At 45.6% G+C, this 18,974-nt stretch carries 15 protein-coding genes; 7 read left to right on the top strand and 8 right to left on the bottom strand.

What is annotated here, in order from left to right; all coding sequences use genetic code 11:
* Positions 1-47: 47 nt before the first annotated feature.
* Entirely contained in the window at positions 48-380 is a 333-nt protein-coding gene (locus tag H6F44_RS04140; protein ID WP_322096163.1) for a nucleotidyltransferase family protein, read from the bottom strand.
* A 200-nt stretch (positions 381-580) separates the two neighbouring features.
* Here H6F44_RS04140 and H6F44_RS04135 point away from each other — a divergent pair, with 200 nt between their 5' ends.
* Together H6F44_RS04135 and H6F44_RS04130 are read left to right on the top strand one after the other, a co-directional pair.
* Positions 581-1,288 (top strand): XDD3 family exosortase-dependent surface protein, encoded by a 708-nt coding sequence (locus H6F44_RS04135; RefSeq protein WP_190349683.1) that lies wholly within the window; start codon positions 581-583, stop codon positions 1,286-1,288.
* Positions 1,285-2,136: a transporter substrate-binding domain-containing protein gene (locus H6F44_RS04130; RefSeq protein WP_242016433.1), complete on the top strand. Its 852-nt coding sequence runs from the start codon at positions 1,285-1,287 to the stop codon at positions 2,134-2,136. Before H6F44_RS04135 ends, H6F44_RS04130 begins: the two co-directional genes overlap by 4 nt.
* 141 nt (positions 2,137-2,277) lie before the next feature.
* Here H6F44_RS04130 and H6F44_RS04125 read toward each other — a convergent pair whose 3' ends face one another.
* Together H6F44_RS04125 and H6F44_RS04120 are read right to left on the bottom strand one after the other, a co-directional pair.
* On the bottom strand, positions 2,278-3,153 hold the full coding sequence (locus H6F44_RS04125) for a vitamin K epoxide reductase family protein (protein WP_190349682.1): 876 nt from the start codon (positions 3,151-3,153) through the stop codon (positions 2,278-2,280).
* Positions 3,154-3,443: 290 nt separating this feature from the next.
* Positions 3,444-5,705: an ATP-dependent helicase gene (locus H6F44_RS04120; protein WP_190349681.1), complete on the bottom strand. Its 2,262-nt coding sequence runs from the start codon at positions 5,703-5,705 to the stop codon at positions 3,444-3,446.
* Positions 5,706-5,882: 177 nt separating this feature from the next.
* On the opposite strand from H6F44_RS04120, the gene H6F44_RS04115 reads away from it, so the two are divergent.
* Positions 5,883-7,538: a 2-isopropylmalate synthase gene (locus tag H6F44_RS04115; RefSeq protein WP_190349680.1), complete on the top strand. Its 1,656-nt coding sequence runs from the start codon at positions 5,883-5,885 to the stop codon at positions 7,536-7,538.
* A 94-nt stretch (positions 7,539-7,632) separates the two neighbouring features.
* Here H6F44_RS04115 and H6F44_RS04110 read toward each other — a convergent pair whose 3' ends face one another.
* Entirely contained in the window at positions 7,633-9,636 is a 2,004-nt protein-coding gene (locus H6F44_RS04110; RefSeq protein ID WP_322096162.1) for a hypothetical protein, read from the bottom strand.
* Positions 9,637-9,695: 59 nt separating this feature from the next.
* Between H6F44_RS04110 and H6F44_RS04105 the strand changes: the two genes are divergently transcribed.
* Positions 9,696-10,283: an Npun_F5749 family FMN-dependent PPOX-type flavoprotein gene (locus H6F44_RS04105; RefSeq protein ID WP_190349679.1), complete on the top strand. Its 588-nt coding sequence runs from the start codon at positions 9,696-9,698 to the stop codon at positions 10,281-10,283.
* A 79-nt stretch (positions 10,284-10,362) separates the two neighbouring features.
* On the opposite strand, the gene H6F44_RS04100 is transcribed toward H6F44_RS04105, so the two are convergent.
* Complete coding sequence (locus H6F44_RS04100) at positions 10,363-11,301, bottom strand: endonuclease/exonuclease/phosphatase family protein (RefSeq protein WP_190349678.1); 939 nt, start codon at positions 11,299-11,301, stop codon at positions 10,363-10,365.
* A gap of 423 nt (positions 11,302-11,724) precedes the next feature.
* On the opposite strand from H6F44_RS04100, the gene H6F44_RS04095 reads away from it, so the two are divergent.
* Together H6F44_RS04095 and H6F44_RS04090 are read left to right on the top strand one after the other, a co-directional pair.
* Positions 11,725-12,225: a hypothetical protein gene (locus H6F44_RS04095; protein WP_190349677.1), complete on the top strand. Its 501-nt coding sequence runs from the start codon at positions 11,725-11,727 to the stop codon at positions 12,223-12,225.
* Positions 12,222-12,683, top strand: a complete 462-nt coding sequence (locus H6F44_RS04090) for a hypothetical protein (protein WP_190349676.1) — start codon at positions 12,222-12,224, stop codon at positions 12,681-12,683. Before H6F44_RS04095 ends, H6F44_RS04090 begins: the two co-directional genes overlap by 4 nt.
* 42 nt (positions 12,684-12,725) lie before the next feature.
* On the opposite strand, the gene H6F44_RS04085 is transcribed toward H6F44_RS04090, so the two are convergent.
* The gene (locus H6F44_RS04085; protein ID WP_190349675.1) at positions 12,726-14,387 is read right to left on the bottom strand and encodes an ABC transporter substrate-binding protein; all 1,662 of its coding nucleotides are present in this window, start codon (positions 14,385-14,387) and stop codon (positions 12,726-12,728) included.
* 177 nt (positions 14,388-14,564) lie between these two features.
* Between H6F44_RS04085 and trhO the strand changes: the two genes are divergently transcribed.
* Positions 14,565-15,803 carry an oxygen-dependent tRNA uridine(34) hydroxylase TrhO gene (gene trhO, locus H6F44_RS23080; RefSeq protein WP_190349674.1) on the top strand — a complete coding sequence of 413 codons (1,239 nt, stop codon included), beginning with the start codon at positions 14,565-14,567 and terminating at the stop codon, positions 15,801-15,803.
* 25 nt (positions 15,804-15,828) lie between these two features.
* Here trhO and H6F44_RS04075 read toward each other — a convergent pair whose 3' ends face one another.
* Positions 15,829-16,344, bottom strand: coding sequence for a hypothetical protein (locus H6F44_RS04075; protein WP_190349673.1), 516 nt, complete (start codon positions 16,342-16,344; stop codon positions 15,829-15,831).
* A 31-nt stretch (positions 16,345-16,375) separates the two neighbouring features.
* Complete coding sequence (locus H6F44_RS04070; protein ID WP_190349672.1) at positions 16,376-18,880, bottom strand: HAD-IC family P-type ATPase; 2,505 nt, start codon at positions 18,878-18,880, stop codon at positions 16,376-16,378.
* Between the last annotated feature and the right edge of the window lie 94 nt (positions 18,881-18,974).

Here is an 18,974-nt window from a genome sequence, read left to right as displayed (position 1 = left end):
GCAAATCTTCAGTGATAATTATTTCCTGTAATCGTTGCCGTAAAGATCTATAAAACGCGCTTTGCCCTCTCTATTACTAAATCCTGTATATAGGGCTTGAGTGAGTCAGGCGTACCCAAATCGATCGCACAACCCAATAATTTTTCAAGATAAATTTGCAATCGAGCCAACGTAAACAAACCCACAGGCTGCGAAAACTCAACTAATAAATCAACATCACTACTAGCCTTAGCCTGATCTCGTGCCACCGATCCAAACAAAAACAGCGATGCAACATGAAAAACACAAATCGCCTCACGCTGTTGGCGCAAGGTATGAATGACCTCATCACAGCGTAAAACCGATGCCGTAATAGTGTTGGCTTCGCCCGAAAGTCTCACAGCTTTAAAGTGTTTGTTAATTTGCTTATTGGCATTATAGGGTATTTTTTCGGGCTGCGATCGCTATTCTACGGTTTAGCTCAGGGCAAACACAGGGCAAATCAAGGGAATCTATGGGTTTAAATTAATCTGGCTAGATGTTTTTATTAAGGTCTTACTAATTTCCGAGACTTACCACAACTAAATCAATGAGGTATCCCATGCAACAAGACAAAATTTCGCAGTTTAAAGTAGTTAATTTATTTGTTCTATTGCTTCCTGCATCACTGTTCTCAATTATATCTCCCCTTCTAAAAACTGAAACTGCAATAGCTGGCAACCTCTACAACAACTGGAATTATGCTGCTGACCGCATTGGAGACAGTCTTGATGTTAACAACACTGGTATCTATGACATTGGTGGAACTGCCGTTAAAGTAGACAACGATTATGTATGGGTAGGCATTACGGGTAATCTACCAATTTCAGGATTGAATACAGGACTCACTTACGGGGGATTTCGTGTCCCCAGTCAAAATATTGGCTACGGTGATTATTTCTTTGACTTTGGCAATAGCAACTTTATAAGCGCTAGCAACTCATCGAATTTGTTTGCTATTCGCTTTGCTGATAACAATGACTCGGCGGCAGCAGCTTTAGGTGTTTATTCTAATGTCAAAGCTAAAAGCGTAGTAACGACAAACGCTGGTTACTGGAATCCTGGATCGCATCGCAGCACTGTTTTTTCTAAAACAGGCGTTGATCCAACAACAGGTGAATTTGCTTGGAATGATCCTTACTATAGTTATCCGATGAATAGCTTTTTTGTTCCCCTTTTTTTATGTCCGAAGTATTGCAAGACAATGACGCGATATATTGGGGATGCTCAGGCTGCAAAGCAAGAATTAGAGATAAGCTTGGTTCCATGATCAATTCGGTTATGCAAAGACTCAGTGTAAATATGCTCATCATGGCTAGTGCTATGGGAATATGTATTCCCAGCTTAGACGGGGCTGTTAATCTTGCGATCGCCGCCGACTTGGTGGATCTCAACTCGCAAATCCAATCGGCGAAAGGGCAAACTAGCTCTATGCAAAGGATTCGTAAACATGGCAAATTGATCATCGGGGTCAAGGATAACCTGCCTCCCCTAGGATTTCGCGATCGCCAACAAAATATGGCTAGTAAATTAATGGGCTTAGAAATAGACATCGCCCGCGAGTTAGCCAAGGAATTAAATTTAGGCTTAGAGCTTCTGCCTGTCACCAATCGCGATCGCCTATCCGTATTACAAAGCAATCAAATTGACCTAGCGATCGCCCAAATTACAGTAACCACTAACCGATCTCGCCTAGTGGATTTTTCACTACCCTACTACACCGATAGCACCGTTCTGATTGCGCCGCGCCATATTTCCATCAGTGAACTTCAACAGGCTAATATTGCTGTTCTCAAAAACTCTACTGCGATCGCCGCGATCCAATGGAAACTGCCACGGGCGATCATTGTCGGTGCTGATTCATACCAAGCGGGTTTAGCGGCTCTAAAGAAGGGAACAGTTCAAGCTTTTGTGGGCGATCGCAGTAGCTTGACGCAATGGTTGCTGGATAATCCTGATTACCAGATTACTGGTCAACCCCTAGCGTTGCATAGCCTAGCGATCGCTTTGCCGAGAGGTTTGCAGCATTTAGAATTGCGGGAGGCAGTATTTGCCATTGTCGAAAAGTGGCGCAAAAATGGCTGGCTTCAAAATAGGATCAAGTATTGGGGGCTATAAAATCCAATAAAATTAAATCCCGTAAAATTGAATAAAAACATCTTGAATTCCTATGATACCTTTGAAATGGCTACTCCTCATAATTTCTGCCCTAGGGTTTGGTAAAACCAAAAAATGGCATAGCCATTTTTTGGTTTGTGGCTAACTGCGATCGCCTGTATAGCCCGAAGCATTGGCTAACTCTTCTAAGCTGCGCCGTCCCGATAACATTTGCCCTTTGATTTCCCAAGTGGGGTATCCTGTAATCCCCTTTTGTTGGCATAAAGCAGTTTGAGGATTTTCTCCTTTCGGATCACACTCTACATAAGGAATTGACTTTTTGGCTTCCCCAAAAATTGCCTTCTGTTCCGCACAGTGTGAACACCAATATGCACCATACATCTTGGCATTGGTCGCTGTTAAATGCTGTGCTAAGCGCCCTGCAAAGGAGTTAGACTGAGCTGCGATCTTGCCTTGACTAGCATAGACCCCCACAGTGCCAGTCAAAGTCACTACCGCCACGATCGCCCCTGTAAAAAACAGATTGCCAATATCCTTCCAAGGATTGCCAAATACTGTCAGTAACCAGATGGTGGTCATTGTCACCGCAGATGAGATGCAATAGAGGCATACCTGTGGCTGTCCACCAATGCTACCCGATGCCAGCAAGTACATCAAATAGCCACTAAATACAAAGGTTGCTGAAGATAACATAAACATCAGATAGGCGGTTAGTTCCTTGAGTTGCGCCTGCGCCTTTGGCTCATCACGTTTTAGTAAGAGAGGCACACCAGCCAGCAGCCCCAAGGTGAGATATCCCAAAGCCCCAAAAATCGTTAGGGGAATACCAAATATCTTGGCATATTCACTGGTCAGTACCAGGTCACAACCGCTACCCTCAACGCTACAAAGAGCCGTTTTCTGTCCTAAAAAATGCGTGACCGTCAAATAGGTGGTAAGGGAAAAGCCAAATAGGGTTAAAACAGTGATCGCAGGGCGCGACCACCGATGCAACCAAGGCTCAGATCTTTTTCGCATAGCTGTTCCTGACAATTTGCACCTACCTAAATCAATAATACTCTGTTGATTTTAATACAAAGCATAAAGCTACGTGCTGAAACCCAAATCAGAAAATCCCTGTGATTCGATTTGGGGGTGGTGGGCGTAACTAGATTAAACCCTATGGTGCAACTAGAAACCCTATATTGCACTTCCAATGATGCTAATGGCTAAACCCCCCCCTGGCAGAATTACTGCTGACGATCAAGATGTGCTTTGTCCTGTAAATTTTAGTGTTTTACCATCATACAGTCTATTGTAATAAAGCTTTAGAAGCGCGGATGGGTGGCAACTAATTTTTGTAACGCGGGTAAAACTGGACAAGGCTCAACGCGATCGCTGCGATTTTCAAGGGTATTCCAGCCAAAGGGAGCCGAATTTGCCGCCGATAGCCAGAGCAGTCGTTTAGCGCGGGTCATCCCCACATAAAGCAGTCGAAACTCTTCTGCTTGTTTGACATAGGTGCATTTTTGCCATGCCCTTTGAGCATCGAGGATCGGTTCGTGATGAATAATTGCGCCAATCTGAATCCGCGTCACTTCGGCAATGCCAAAATCTCCCAAAAATTTATTTGACTCTGGAATATATGGCTCCCCTGGACAAATTCGTTTATGGAGAAAGGGCATAAATACCACATCCCAATCTAACCCTTTAGCTTTATGCAGCCCAATTAAAGTCACCTGTCCACTGACAATATAGCGATCCTCATGGTTCTCACCTTCGATCGCCTCAAACTTCTCCGACTCCACAATTTCTTTGAGAGATTCTATGACTGTGTGCATAGAATAATTGCCAATTAACTGCTGATTGAGATGATCGCCCAATTTATCGGCAGTTGCCAATAGCCCCGCCTCATCGTCATAGAGAGTGAAGGCAATAAAGGGAATCAGGTTATAGAGGGGCAGTTCTATTTTGGCGCGGAGCAGTCCCACGCATTTAGCTTGGGCTTCTTGGGCAATTTCTGAAAGGGGTGCATCGATCAAGGTGGGATAAAGGAACTTCTCAGGGGTGCTGGCAAGCTCATTGAGATCCTGTTGTGAGGAGATTTTTTGGCGACCTTTTAGCACTTCTAGCGCCGCTTTGAGGTTGTCGGGGGAGTGGGGGCGTTCCATAAATTGCAGAATTGCCAACATATCCATTGGCACTCGCGATTGGCGATCGCTTTGTTCCACATCATAGATTTTAATATTATGCCTTTCCGTTAACCATGCTAGGGACTTGCTGATAAATTGACCTTGGTTATGTTGTCTAACTAAAATGGCGATACTTAATAGTGGATTTTGTTGTAGTAACTGCACAATCCGTTTGCCAATTAGTTCCACTTCTTCTTCAATCGTGGCGATCTCATTTCCCAAATGGATTTCTATACCTCGATCAATGGGATCGGGATTTTTTTGCGGATCACCTTCAGGAACAGGGTGAATTTTTTGGGGGTAAAAGGGCTTGTTAACCTCGTTATTCTCATTAGTCTTACTGTAATGATGGTTTACCCAACTTAGGACATAGTTTGCTGCCTGCATAATATTTTGAGTGCTACGTCCCGCCTCCTTGAGGGGCAGTAATCGCCCTAGCTTGTGACAGCGATCGCAAAAATCGTTAAAGAAGCGTGGATCGGCGGTGGTAAATGTGGAATTGATGGCTTGATTGGGATCACCCACTCGCATTAAATTTTTTACTTCCTGTTGAGTGCCTTGTCGATGACTAACCGATAGAATCTCTAATAACTTAGTTTGCAATGGTGAAGAATCTTGAGCCTCATCTTCAAAAACTGCAAAAATTTTCTCTTGCCAATGGCGGCGCACCTCTGGATTGTCTAAGACCTTTAAAGCTCCTAAAATCATGTCGTCATAATCGATCGCTTTCTCCTGTTTTAATAATCTGCCGTAGATTTCATAGATGCCTGCGGCAATTTCGAGAATGTTGCTATCATCGGACGCTGTGACCTGTCGCAAATCATCAGGACTTAGCCCCGAACTCTTGGCATTGGCGATCGCCTCTCTGCCCACCGATGGCAAAATATCTGTCCTCAATACAGTTTGGCGGCGCAACCGTTCCGTATCTTCGCCATCAAAGCCCCGCCCCTCCAATAGCAAGGCGTAAATTTTGGGGTTCTCTTTGACCCACAGACTCGCAGCACTGCGGATTAGACGTAACTTTTGTGCCTCAGAGACAATCGTAGTCTCACCGATGCCCGACAATTCCCGATGGTTATTGGCGATCGTATAGGCTAAACTATGCAGCGTGCTGACGGTGAAGGCACTAGAGGGCAGTCGCAATTCTTTTAAATGCGCTAATACCTTTTTGCGAATATTACTCACCGCCGAACGGGTCAAGGTGACGATTACCAGTTGCTGTTGGCGATGCAATTGAAATTTGGCGATCGCGATCGCGGCTGCCACTGCCATGCCCGTAGATTTACCAGCTCCTGGTACGGCTGCCACTGCCAACTCGCCCCCCTCCCAATCCGCCATTGCCTGTTGTCCTTGGCGCAGGGTTTGACGTAAGCGATCGATAATTTCCGTTGATGCCATAAATTTGGGATTTGTAATCATTTGTCATTAAATCAGAATGACCTCAAAATTTAAGCCCTAGGACTCAGCAATTTCTCAAAATAAAGGCTAAGATATCAATTATGAGCGGTGCATTGCGCCGCTCATAATTATTTAAGTAACTATCTGCTACATTAACCATTCATGAAATAACGCATTATGTCTACAACACAACCAGAGTCCCACGTTGCTCAAGACCGCATTATCTTTTTTGATACCACTCTCCGCGATGGTGAACAGTCCCCAGGCGCAACACTGAACGTGGAACAAAAACTGCTAATCGCGCAGCAACTGGCTCGACTTGGTGTAGACATCATTGAGGCAGGTTTTCCCTTTGCGAGTAAGGGCGATTTTCATGCTGTCCAAGAAATTGCCAAGCTCGTTGGCAGTGAGTCTGGCCCGACGATTTGCGGCTTAGCGAGGGCAACCAAAGCCGATATCGATGCGGCGGCGGAAGCTGTAAAACCTGCGGCAAAGGGTCGCATCCATACTTTCTTGGCAACTTCGGATATTCATTTGAAGTACAAGCTCCGCAAGAGCCGCGCCGAAGTCTTGGCGATCGTCCCTGAAATGGTTGCCTACGCTAAATCTAAAATTGACGACATCGAATTTTCGCCTGAAGATGCAGGACGCTCCGATCCAGAGTTTCTCTATCAAGTATTAGAGGCAGCGATCGCCGCAGGAGCAACCACAGTTAATATTCCTGATACCGTCGGCTACTTAACTCCTTCGGAATTTGGCGCTTTGATCAAGGGCATTAAGGATAATGTGCCGAATATTGATCGCGCCATTATTTCGGTGCATGGTCATAATGATCTTGGTCTAGCGGTGGCAAATTTCCTTGAAGCTGCCAAAAATGGCGCACGCCAAATGGAATGCACAATTAATGGCATTGGCGAACGCGCAGGTAACGCCGCTCTCGAAGAATTGGTGATGGCACTCCATGTGCGCCGTGCCTATTTCAACACCTTCCTCGGTCGTCCCGAAGATTCTCCTGCGCCCCTCTGCAATATTGACACCAAGCAGATTTATAAGACCTCGCGCCTTGTCTCTAATCTCACAGGAATGTTGGTACAACCCAATAAGGCGATCGTTGGTGCGAATGCCTTCGCCCATGAGTCGGGTATTCATCAAGATGGCGTTCTCAAAAATCGCCTCACCTACGAGATCATGGACGCACAATCCATCGGCTTAACCGATAATTTGATCGTGCTTGGCAAGCTCTCTGGACGCAATGCCCTCAGTTCAAGGTTAAAGGAACTCGGTTTTGAGCTATCCGAACAGGAACTCAATGCTGCCTTTATCCGCTTTAAGGAAGTTGCCGATAAAAAACGGGAAATTAGCGATCGCGATTTAGAGGCGATCGTCAATGACGAAATTCGCCATGCCCCCGAAGCTTTCAAACTCGATCATGTGCAAGTTAGCTGTGGCGATCGCGCCATTCCTACTGCCACTGTCACCGTGGTTATGCCCAATGGTCAAGAAATTACCGATGCTTCCGTTGGTACGGGGCCTGTTGATGCCATTTACAAAGCGATTAACCGCATCGTCAATGTCCCCAATAACCTGATCGAGTATTCAGTGCAGTCTGTCACCGCAGGCATTGATGCCCTCGGTGAAGTGACGATCCGCCTCAAGCATCCCGATGTCGGTACTTTTTCAGGACATTCCGCTAATACTGATGTGATTGTTGCTTCCGCAAGAGCCTATCTCAATGCTCTCAATAAGCTCCATTTTGCCCTCCAATCGCCCAATGTTTCCAACCATGAAAGGATTGGCGATCGTGAAAAGCTCAAGCAAGAAGCAACTCTGTAATTGCGGTAAGCCTCAATGCGGTGCGAGTCGCCGCAGCGTCTAATTCTTCCCTGAGAAGAGAGTGTCTCTATGGGCGAACATATTTCTGTTCTGCCTAAATTCCGATGGATCTACAGACCTCGATTAAGGGCAGTAATATGCCATTTTGGGTTTGTCCATTGGTGCTAAACTCGCTGTGGCACAGATAGAGCCGATCGCCTGCACGGTCTAGCAAATCGGCAATCAATCTTTGCAGACGCTGCATATCTGTATTTTGTTGATCTGTCATTGTCCATTGCTCACCATGCCAACCTTTAAGAAAGATTGGTGCAGCAAACAGCGCTGCCGCACCACCCTGTAACCATAGTTCTGAACTCGCATCTAGCCAAAATTGCCAACGGTGCGATCGCCTTGCTGAGCGATATTGAAAGATCGTAGCCAAGATAATGCCATCATCGGGCAGATTAGGCGCATAGGGATCGGCGGTGGCAATGCCTTGGCGGATGAGTTGAATAAATTTTTCGAGAATTACTGGCTCTTGATCCCCAAGACGCTGCCCTAGTTGCCAATGGTGTTGCGCGGTTTCAATTAACTTTTGCAATGTGGCAGTCTGTTCATAATTAAGTTTGCGGGGCTTGAAAAATTTTTGGATTGCACGATCTAAAAATAGAAGTGGTGTAGTCTGTTGCGGTGATTGTTCTGATCGCCATTGACGCAATTGTTCATAGGCTTTGGTGGCTCTATAACCAAGGCGATTCCATTGGGCAAAGGTATCGGCGGCAAGCAATTGGGGCATTTCAGGGTGTGGGGCAAAGCAGGAATCGGCTAACATCCCTGCACGGACAGGATCGATCGCCTCCGTAAGAACCACGAGCATTTCGGCAACATGGTCGCGACTGAGCAGATGTCCTAGTTTGGGATAGCCCAAGAGCATCAGGGTCAGCAGCGATCGCACCTGTGCCGATTGCGAAAGGGGACGCTGATCGTTGAGAGGGAAGACATTAATATTTTTCTTGTGGAGGATTTCGACGATCGCATATTTGGCAATATTGTCCAATCCAGGAGCAATGATGGCGATTTCATTTGCCTTGACTGTTCCTGACTCAATGGCGGCGGCGATCACTTCAGCTACATTGCGAAATAACTTAGCGCGAGAAATGGAATCGATGCTATGGAGTTGGTCGTAGGGTTCGGCAAAGTTATAGCTTGTAGGATTGTTGAGCAGGTCAAGGCATGGATCTGTAATCTGAGAGCCAAGGACTACCGTTGCTGACGGTTGATGGAGAACCTCACACTTGGGTTTTATGTCCTGTTGCCAATAGTCAGGATCGGCTCCTAATCCTAATCTGGCTGAACCATTGCGATTAAATGAGAAAACTCCTTCAGCCCCCTGATCGAGCAGAAATCTACATAAATCGGCGATGATCGCAGGCATTTCATCGGCGCGATCGATCATCACATAGGCAAAGCGCCGCCTTAGTTGTTCTTGATAGCGAGGATTAGGTAGGAGATACTGCACAAACAAATCAGCGACAATGCCATAGGTCAGCAGACCTGCCTCCCAACAATATTTACGCCATTCTTGCAATGCCGCCCCCATCTCTAGCCAGAGCGGTGCTTGGGTGCTGTCGATGCCCTTAGCAAGCATTTCAGGAATTGACTCAATGGCATAACCGCCATAGGCTGCCAATAGCAATAGATCTAACATCCGTCGTACTAAGCGATCGCGACCAACCCCTTCCATTTCCAGATGCCCATCAAGGCGCTGTTGCCAACATTGGGCGGCTAGTTCCTGTTCATTTTCTACCCGCAACACTAGAGGAAACTGCGCCTTAATGCCCAATTCCCTGACTAAAAATGTCCAATAGAGACGCACTTCATTCTGCAAAAAGCTGAGAGGGGTCGAGGCAGTAATAGGATAACGTCCATGGGTAAAGAGCAGTAGGTGATCGCTAAAATTGCGCCGTTGCTCGGAGTCGATCGCCAATAATAATACTTTTTGAGAAGCAGCTTGGGGATTAGCGCGATGACAAAAGTCCTGTTCTGCCCATATGCCGAACTGTTGGATCATGCGTTCTCTTTTGCCATTGCCACTCCCACCTTCAATCCATAGATTCACAACGATTTACTCTTGCTGGTTTATTCTTATACATACCATTTTAATCTTAAATATTTTCTATGACCCCTTGGCGATCGCATCTTGCCCGTAGTCTGCACCAACACCGCAATCAACCTGAGGCACGCTTTTTTCATTTGGCAACGGTGGATGCAGCCCAGCGCCCTCGCAATCGGACTGTGGTTTTTCGCGGATTTCTAGAACATAGCGATCGCTATCTAGATTGTCTTAAAATTGTGACCGATCGTCGCAGTCAAAAATATGACCAGATCACTGCCAACCCCTATGCTGAGGTCAGTTGGTATTTTCCGAAGACACGATCACAATTTCGGATTTTGGGACAGTTAATCTTAATCGATCAAGAGCGTGATGATCCTGAACTGCAAAGTTTTCGTCAAGGTGCATGGCAATCTCTATCCGATGCGGCGCGATCTCAATTTGCTTGGGATACACCGCGATCGCTGCGATTAGATCCTCACAAAATTGCTGAGGTGGCGATCGTAGATGTCTTGCAGCCCCTTGACTGGTTCTGCCTAATACTATTAGCGCCCATGGAAGTTGATCGCCTAGAATTGCGTGGCACACCCCAAAACCGATGGCTATACCACAAAACCCCAGAGGGTTGGACTGAGCAAGCGGTAAATCCGTAGTTTGGCAATGACAGCAATTAATTGTGACAGCCAAGCAGGGCAACCAAGGGGGGATTGCCCCTGCCTGAATAATTCATATCTAATCTTTAGGTTTAAAAATGGCTCGAACAGGCAAATGATCGGAGACTTCCGAAAAATATTGGCGATCGCTGCTAAAGCCTAAATCTTTTTGAGGCGCTAAAATCTGCACAGAACTAGGAATATATTCTTCTTCAGCTCCCTTCGGTGATTGAGAAACAGCAATATGGTCGATCACACAACCAGTGCCGCGATTGGAAAACCGCAATCTACCATCGGCAAACTTAGGTTGTCCACGCTTTTTTAGACAATTTTCCTTAGCATCGGTTTCGATCGCTTTGGTTAAGAAGGTAAGCGGTAAATCCCGCAGTCCGCGATTTTGTTCAGCCCAAGAGGGACTATTAAAGTCTCCTAATAAAATCAAATCGGGATCGGATTGAGGATTTGCTTGATATTGAATAACCTCTTGCCCTAGGCGATCGCTCTGGTTTTGACGGAGGCGATCGCTATCCTTGCCACCGCCTCCCTTTTGGTGCAGTATCACAAGCGTAAAGTCAAAGACGCGACTCTCATTATTTTGGGAATTAGTTTTGAGATAGGTGACGAGGGGCGAGCGTAAAGTGCCAGTGATATTCACCTTGCGCCATTCTGTAACCCTTTGAGCAATCAATAGATCCCGCCGATAAAAAAGTGCTACCCTCTGCTTCTGCCCAGTTTCACCCAAAATAAATTCCCATTTTGGCAAACTGCCCTTAAGTTTCTCTGCGCCAATGGGACTAATTTCCTGTAAGCCAATCACATCAAAATTATTTTCAATAATCTTGGCAATATTAGTTAATTTCTGTGTATTTAAACCATCAAAATTTTGCAGATTAAAAGTGCCGATCCGAATTTGCGGAGTGGATCTAGGGGCGCTAGAACAAGCGATCGCGATCGGTATCAGGCAAACAGCGATCGTAAATGCTTTCGATCTGCGATAAAGCCGCCAAAAATATGTCATTTTAATCATTTGCTCATATGGGTAAATCCTACATTCCGCTTTGAATTGGTGGCTTGGCTGTTGGTAAATGCTTGAACACGGATATGCGGATTACTCAGATTACACGGATTTTTTGAGTTTGGAATAAAGTGAATTTGGCTGCTGAGGGTTTTACTATTGCTTGCGTCATTGGTTTAGGCTAATGACTGATTAATAATTAATATTCTATACCAATCAAACTTGAACGCGGATTAAGGGGATTACGCTGACTGCGCGGGTTTTTTGGATGAGAATAGATCAAAATCAGTGAAATCCATTAATCCATATGCTCTGTGGCTTACCGTCAAATATCAGCTAGTAAGTAATTGTGGCTAATCTGGCAACTTTTCGTCCCAATCTGCGGTCTTGTAAAACATAAGAATTTAGTAAATTGAGGGTATGGACATGGATATGCACAAGTTAGACGGAACTGGAAAAAAGCGCTGGGGATGGGGGGCGATCGCAGGACTAACTATGGCTTTGGCGATTACTGCCCCTAGCATTGCTCAAAATGTGCAAAATATGAGCCTTGGTCGTGGATTCCGTGATGATCCTGCAACCATGAAAGGAACGGCTGGCGGCAGGGTAAGTCTTGCCAGTATTGCTGGAATTACGGATAATTGTCGTGGTTTTGCCAATACTGCACCAAACCATACGGTGACTTTAACGGATAATTTTCCTGCGCTCGATATTTTGGTTCGTCCCGACAATATCAATGATGACCCAACCTTATTGATTAAGGGTTCAAATGGAGATATTTTGTGTGCCGATGAAGAAGGCGGCGGTCGCAGACCACAGATTAACAGCCGTTTGGTCAAGGGCAGTTACCAAATTTGGGTTGGCTCCAAGACTCCTAATCAATCCTTTAATTACACCTTGTCATTAAGTGAAGCGCGGCAAAAATGAAATTCTTGAAACAATCTATGGCGGCTGTCATTTTGGGCAGCCTTAGTTTATTAGCGACATCAGCGATCATTGGTGCAACTAGCGCTCAGGAAAAGCTAAAGCCGATCGCCCCCAGATTTGCGCCCGATCCGCAGTTATATTCTGGTGTGGCGGGTGGGGATACGCCTGTACAGGATCTCGCGGGTGGTCAGGCTAATGGCAAGTGCCAAGGCTTTACTAGATTTTCCCCTAGTCACGCTTTGACCGTGCAGCGCAATTTTGGCTTTTTGAGCCTACAAGTATCTAGCGATCGCAATTTGTCATTGTTAGTTAAAGGTCCCGATGGTACTTATTGTCGCAATGGCAAAAGTCCAGAACTGTCTGGGGCATGGGTATCTGGCAAGTATGAGATTTGGGTGGGTACTGATGATGGAGAGTCTGTCAATTATCGGCTCTCGATTAGTGAGACTAGCCAATAATGGTTCAAAAAAATCGTGCTTCGCACGATTTTTTTGTTGAACTTAGGATTGCTTAGTAATATTCCAGTAAGTAAGTTGTTGATTTGGCTCAATGGCAACGCCTTTTACACCAGTTTGGGCAAAAGCATATTGTTTATTTTGCCAGAGAGGAATAAACGGCACATCTTGGGCAAGAATTTCTTGGATCTGTTGGAGTATTTGCGATCGCTTGGTGGCATCCCTTTCTTGACGCTGGGCGGTAATTAGTTCATTCATTTTGGGGTTGTTATAGAAGGAGCCTTGATATTGGCTGCTGCCCTCAACGCAGCGATCTCCCTCCGCCTTCTCGCATTCTAAAAACGTCTTGATATAGTTATCAGGATCGAGAATGTCGGGAATCCAATCTAATAAGTAGGTGGGGTAAACACCGCGATCAATAAAGGCATAGCCCACAGTATTTTCGACACGCTCAGTTTTGATCTGCAAAATCTTACCCATATTTTTCTGAATCGAAGCCCTCAAGGTGCTGGCAATTATGTCACCATTACCGCCATATCTGGGGGGATACCAAATAGTAATTTGAGCAGGCTTGTCATCGGAATAGCCCGCCTCTTCTAGTAGCTTTCGGGCTAATTGCGGATTACTTTGACCATATCTTTGCTCAAACACGGGCTTAGACTCATCAAAGGAGCTAGGAATTAAACTATAGAGAGGGGTGCGTTGATTAAAAAATATGCGTTCCCCTAGTAAGGGGCGATCGATGGCGGCGGCGAGTGCCTGACGGACACGCACATCATTGAGGGGGGCTTGTTGTGTATTTACCACCATATATAAAATTGTTGCCCCCTTTGCTGAGGCGATCGTCCAGCCATTTTCTTGGGCGTTGGCTTCTATATTTCTCACCTGTGTGGGTGTGAGGGTCTGGAAAGCGACATCCACGGCTCCTGTTTTAAAAGCATTAAGCAAGTTCGAGTTAGATGAAAAGAATTGAATATCAATACCTTTGTTGACAGGATTTCTGCCCCAATAGTCGGGAAAAGCATCTAGCCGTAAGTAACTGCCCTCAACATATTGGGTGACTTGATAGGGGCCCGTACCCACCAATTTGTCCGCTAGAAACTGAACTTTGCCTGTCTTTTTATCAATTAAATGTTTGTAGACATTGGGGGAAATTGCTGATGCCCCTGTGAAGGCAAGAAATTTCGGGAAAAATTGCAGGGGCTGTTTGAGTTTAAAAACGATCTCCGCATCGCTGGGAGTCTCAATTTTATCGATGATATCGCCCAATATAAATGCAGGAGATCCCTTGGCTTTGATGAAGCGATCCAAGGAAAATTTCATTGTATAGGCATTAAAATTAGTACGATCATGATATTTAATGCCAGTCTTGATAGGGATGGTATAGGTTAAGCCATCGGCGCTCAATTTGGGCATATCGGCGGCTAATTGGGGAATTAGTTCGTTTGTGCCTTCTTTGTAAGTGTAGAGGCGCTCAAGACTGTTGTAAAACACATTGCTGGCAAAAAATTCGTTAGCATCGGCAGGATCGAGGGTACGGATTTTGCTGGTTGTACCTAAAACGATGCGCTCACTGGTGCGATCGCTAATTCCTAACTTGTTAGGATTATTGGTGATGCTTCTACTATTGCCACAACCCCACAGTGCGGTTATCACTAGTAAGGCGATCGCAAACCAAGCCAAAAAACGACGCAGCAAATATCTCATTGATCTCTTATGCAGTAAGCCTGTCATCATTTGTATAGTTGTCGCCAATCTTGTTAGGATGTAAAACCAGAATACGAGGGTTGGCGCTTTGTGCTAACCCTCGCTTCTTGGTTTTGATTTGTCTTAACGCAAGTGACTACAGCTATAGATTGTATCAATACATAAGAAAGTATAAAAATGATTATTCGCCTATTTCAAAAACAGGATAGCGATCGCATCGCCAAATTATTTCATGATACCGTTCGCGAAGTAAATATTCGTGATTATTCCCTTGCTCAAGTCAGGGCTTGGGCTCCCGATGATCTGAATTTTTGCGATTGGGAAGCTGAATGTTTAGACACATTTACCTATGTTGCTGAAGAAAAGGGTGAAATAGTTGGCTTTGCTCAGTTAGAGGCAAATGGACATATTGATTGTTTCTTTTGCCATAAAAGTTATCAGCGCTGTGGGGTTGGCACAAGGCTATATCGAGCGATCGAGGCTAAGGCTTTAGAATTAGGGTTAGAGATTCTATTTGTGGAGGTTAGCATTACCGCAAGGGCATTTTTTAAAAGTCGCGGCTTTAGTTTGGTAAAGGAACAGCAAGTATCCTGTCGAGGCGAAAAGTTGACCAATTTTGTGATGGAAAAGTCGCTTAAAGGCTATTTAAGCGCTGACTTGCAGAATTATCAATCAGGATATAAATCAGATTCTAAATTAGTATCTCAATCAACATCTCAATCAGTAGTAGTTGCCACTTTTTATCACTTTGCTAGCTTAGAAAATTATCAAGAAATGCGTCCTGCGATCATTGAATTTTGCGATCGCCACCAGTTAAAGGGAGTAATTTTATTAGCACAGGAAGGAATTAATTCCACCATTGCGGGTACTCGTAATGGCATTGATGCGTTATTGCACTATTTACGGAATGATCCCAGATTACAGAATTTAGAACATAAGGAGAGCTATTGTGAGGTGATGCCCTATGCCACCTTGAAGGTGAAACTGCGGCAGGAACTAATTAAGTTGGGTGTATCGGGCATCGATCCGAGTAAGGAGGTGGGAATTTATGTGGAGCCAAAGGATTGGAATGATTTGATTAGTGATCCCGAAGTGCTAGTCATTGATACGCGCAATGTCTATGAGGTGGAGTTCGGCACTTTTAAAGGGGCAGTCAATCCTAATTTAGACTTTTTCCACGAGTTCCCTGATTATGTGCAGAATCAATTAGGCGATCGCCAGCATACTAAGGTTGCCATGTTCTGCACGGGCGGCATTCGCTGCGAAAAGGCAAGTGCCTATATGCTGTCACAAGGCTTTAAGGAGGTTTATCATCTCAAGGGCGGCATTCTCAAATATTTAGCCGAAGTCCCCCCCGCAGAAAGTCTATGGCATGGAGAATGCTTTGTTTTTGATGATCGCATAGCGGTTATTTAGATACAGCCCTTGGCGATGCAAGTTGTTACAACAGTCGCGGCGGATGGCGGAAGGCTTTAGCGATCGCAGGATTTAATAAGATGATTAGGGCGATCGCACTCACGATCGCCAAGTAAGGATTGATTTTCATCAATTTAGAAGTGGGATGCGAAGTATTTACGACCAGAACATCGTCTAAAATTGTGGGAATCTGGAGGAGATTGTCGGGAGAGGGTGGGGAGATCCAATGCAAACTCGCGGCGATCGCAGGGAACATAATTGCGCTGAAAAAACAAATACTTAAAAACCTAGCCCATGACTTGCGATGCCATAGCCCGATCGCTAACAAGATGGGGACAACACTAATACCCATGAAGGCAATTGCTGATACTAACTGCAAATTGATCGCATCGGGATCAACTAGGGGCATATTTTTTTCGACCAGCCGATAGTCATAAAAATTTACTGCCCGATCATAGATTAGGAAGCCACTGGCACTAATCATAACTACTACTAGCAAAACAATCGGTAGGGGTGGAATGGGGAATTTGGTTTTAGGCATAGGGTTTCCTTATGAATATGTGCAACGCCTTTTAAGGTTGGGTGAGATAGCGGGGTAAATGGCGCATCAACTTGCTAGATTGCAGCATCCGCAAAATATAAAAGCTAGAAGTGGGGAGAAAGATAATCATTGACCAGCCAAATTGATCGGGAACTTCAATTTGAAAGAAATTGGGAAATAACAACATCATGGCTATTCCTAAGGCGATCGCTACAAATCCTAATATTGCAGCATTGGTATTTTTGCCAAAAGACCGCATTTTCCAAATAGAAATATCGGTGATACTCCAAAATACAAATAGGCAAAATAATGTGCCGATCAAGGTGCTAACGCATTGGGCTTGACCTCTGGCAATATCCTGGAAGGTTTCAGAATTGAGCATGGTGGAACTATAGGGAATCTTGAGCAATGCCCAACCGCTCAGGTAATAAGAGAAGATATAACCAATGGTCATGGCGATCGCCCCAAATAGACCTGCGAGGCAACTATAGCCCAAGACATCCCGCAAAAAGTTCTCAATGCGTTTAGTTTTGAGCCAACCGAAGGCAATCCACACTGTTGGCAGCGCCACAACTGCCATGGTTAAAATCGTCATTTGACGCGGCTCAATGGGAAAGGGAAGCTGCACAAATCCTGCAAAAGATATGGTGAGGATGACCATAATATTTTTGGTGAGGTAAATCAATGCTGAAGAGAGAATCTTTTGCTTGATGGCATCCCCTGCGGCGAAGGCTTGGGGCAAGGCGGCGAGATTATTGTCCAGTAACACGATATCAGCAACGTCTTTACTGATTTGTGCGCCGTCATTCATGGCGATCGCCAGTTGCGCCTCTTTAAAGGCTGGCACATCATTCACGCCATCGCCCACCATCCCCACATAGCCGCCCCTTTTCACCATTGCCGAAATCAAGCGCCGTTTCATTTCAGGCACGATTCTGCCGAATACGGAGCCAGAAGCCGCCGCCTGACTAAAGGTTTTTTGATCCATTGCTTCTAATGTTGCTTGCGTAAATACGGCATCATCTGGCACAGCAATACCTGCTTGGCGGGCAATGGAGGTCACGGTTTCCACACTATCGCCCGAAATGACTTTGATGCGAATGTTTTGATTTTGTAAAGAGGCAATCGTGGCGATCGCATCGGGGCGCAAACTATCTTCGAGCAGGACTAAGCCGCGAGCGCGGCGTTGAGTGGGTAATGCAGGATTTTTACCGAGTTCGATACTGCCATCACTGGTGACAATGGCGATCGCCCGCAAGCCTTGCCGCGCATATTGCTTAGACTGCTCTAATAAGTCATCATCTGTTAGCAAAATCTCAGGTGCGCCCACCATAATCGTCACATCTAGATCAATGGCGATCGCGCCCCATTTGCGACTAGAGCTAAAGGGAACTTCACCAATGGCTAAAGCAGGCGATCGGGGCTTGTCGGTATAGGCAGCCATCGCTTTGGCGCTGCTGTTTTGGGTTGCCATGAGATTGGCATAGAGAGCAATCAATTCTCGGAGAGAATCCCCATCGGTATCGCCAAAGGGAATAATCTCTTTGACCGTTAATTTGTTTTGGGTGAGGGTTCCCGTTTTGTCAGTGCAGAGAATCCGCACGCTATTCATGGAGTCTACGGCATTAATTTTTTGGATTAATGTCCGCCGCTTACTGATTTCCACCGCACCGATCGCAAAGGCAACACTAATGGATAGCACTAGCCCTGCGGGGACGAAACTGTTAATAATCACAGAGGCATAGCGGATCGTATCCACCATTGTCCGTCCTGAATTGAGGCTAGAGGCAATATGCAGGAATGCCGCTACGATCAACACTAAAATAAAAATTTCGACTAAGACATCGATTTTTTTCTGCAAAGGGGTAAATACGCGCTTATAGACCCGTGATGACTGCGAGAGTTTGACCGCGTAGCTCTCGTTGCCAATTTTGTCCGCCCGAAATACGCAACTCCCCGATAAACAGAATGAGCCTGACAGGACAATATCGCCAATCTGCTTTGCCACAGGGTCAGATTCACCCGTGAGCAAGGATTCGTCCATTTCCACATTTTGGGACATTACCACTGCCCCATCTACGGGGGCGCGATCGCCAGGATTAAGTTCAATGAGGTCATCGCGCACCACTTCACCCACCGCGATCGCCAACGTCTCACCATCACGCCGTACCCGCACCTGCTGCACCGATAACAGCGCCAATTTATCGAGGGTCAGCTTTGCCTGCATTTCCTGCGCCACCCCCACCAAAATATTCATGAATACTGAGAAGCCTGAAAATATAGCATCCGTAACCTGTCCAAGGGCAATGAGCAGTACCAAAATTATGCCAAAGGTGACATTGAACAGGGTAAAGACGTTTTCTTGAAAAATTTCTTTATAGGTGCGGCTAGAACGCAACACAACCACATTGACATCGCCCCTTTGTTGGCGATCGCGCACCTCTGAAGCACTTAGTCCATTAACTGGCTCATTAACTAGTTCATTAATTTCTGGCGCTGGTAACTCTGATGAATTGGCGGCTATTAGTTCAGACATACAGGCATTTGGTGACAGATGTAAAACTAATAGCAGATATTACCCCTTTTGACAGCGATCATATTACTTAGCAAAGAAGCGGCGCTTCGCGCCG

It is taken from the genome of Pseudanabaena cinerea FACHB-1277 (assembly GCF_014696345.1).
Taxonomy (GTDB): domain Bacteria; phylum Cyanobacteriota; class Cyanobacteriia; order Pseudanabaenales; family Pseudanabaenaceae; genus Pseudanabaena; species Pseudanabaena cinerea.
This window is presented reverse-complemented; position numbering and strand designations above follow the sequence as displayed.

Excerpts from the sequence above, each read along its gene's own strand:
- H6F44_RS04125 (WP_190349682.1), bottom strand. The coding sequence starts at position 3,153 with ATGCGAAAAAGATCTGAGCCTTGGTTGCATCGGTGGTCGCGCCCTGCG.
- H6F44_RS04090 (WP_190349676.1), top strand. The coding sequence starts at position 12,222 with ATGAAATTCTTGAAACAATCTATGGCGGCTGTCATTTTGGGCAGCCTT.
- H6F44_RS04135 (WP_190349683.1), top strand. The coding sequence starts at position 581 with ATGCAACAAGACAAAATTTCGCAGTTTAAAGTAGTTAATTTATTTGTT.
- H6F44_RS04070 (WP_190349672.1), bottom strand. The coding sequence starts at position 18,880 with ATGTCTGAACTAATAGCCGCCAATTCATCAGAGTTACCAGCGCCAGAA.
- trhO (WP_190349674.1), top strand. The coding sequence starts at position 14,565 with ATGATTATTCGCCTATTTCAAAAACAGGATAGCGATCGCATCGCCAAA.
- H6F44_RS04115 (WP_190349680.1), top strand. The coding sequence starts at position 5,883 with ATGTCTACAACACAACCAGAGTCCCACGTTGCTCAAGACCGCATTATC.
- H6F44_RS04075 (WP_190349673.1), bottom strand. The coding sequence starts at position 16,344 with ATGCCTAAAACCAAATTCCCCATTCCACCCCTACCGATTGTTTTGCTA.
- H6F44_RS04105 (WP_190349679.1), top strand. The coding sequence starts at position 9,696 with ATGACCCCTTGGCGATCGCATCTTGCCCGTAGTCTGCACCAACACCGC.
- H6F44_RS04100 (WP_190349678.1), bottom strand. The coding sequence starts at position 11,301 with ATGACATATTTTTGGCGGCTTTATCGCAGATCGAAAGCATTTACGATC.
- H6F44_RS04085 (WP_190349675.1), bottom strand. The coding sequence starts at position 14,387 with ATGAGATATTTGCTGCGTCGTTTTTTGGCTTGGTTTGCGATCGCCTTA.
- H6F44_RS04130 (WP_242016433.1), top strand. The coding sequence starts at position 1,285 with ATGATCAATTCGGTTATGCAAAGACTCAGTGTAAATATGCTCATCATG.
- H6F44_RS04120 (WP_190349681.1), bottom strand. The coding sequence starts at position 5,705 with ATGGCATCAACGGAAATTATCGATCGCTTACGTCAAACCCTGCGCCAA.
- H6F44_RS04095 (WP_190349677.1), top strand. The coding sequence starts at position 11,725 with ATGGATATGCACAAGTTAGACGGAACTGGAAAAAAGCGCTGGGGATGG.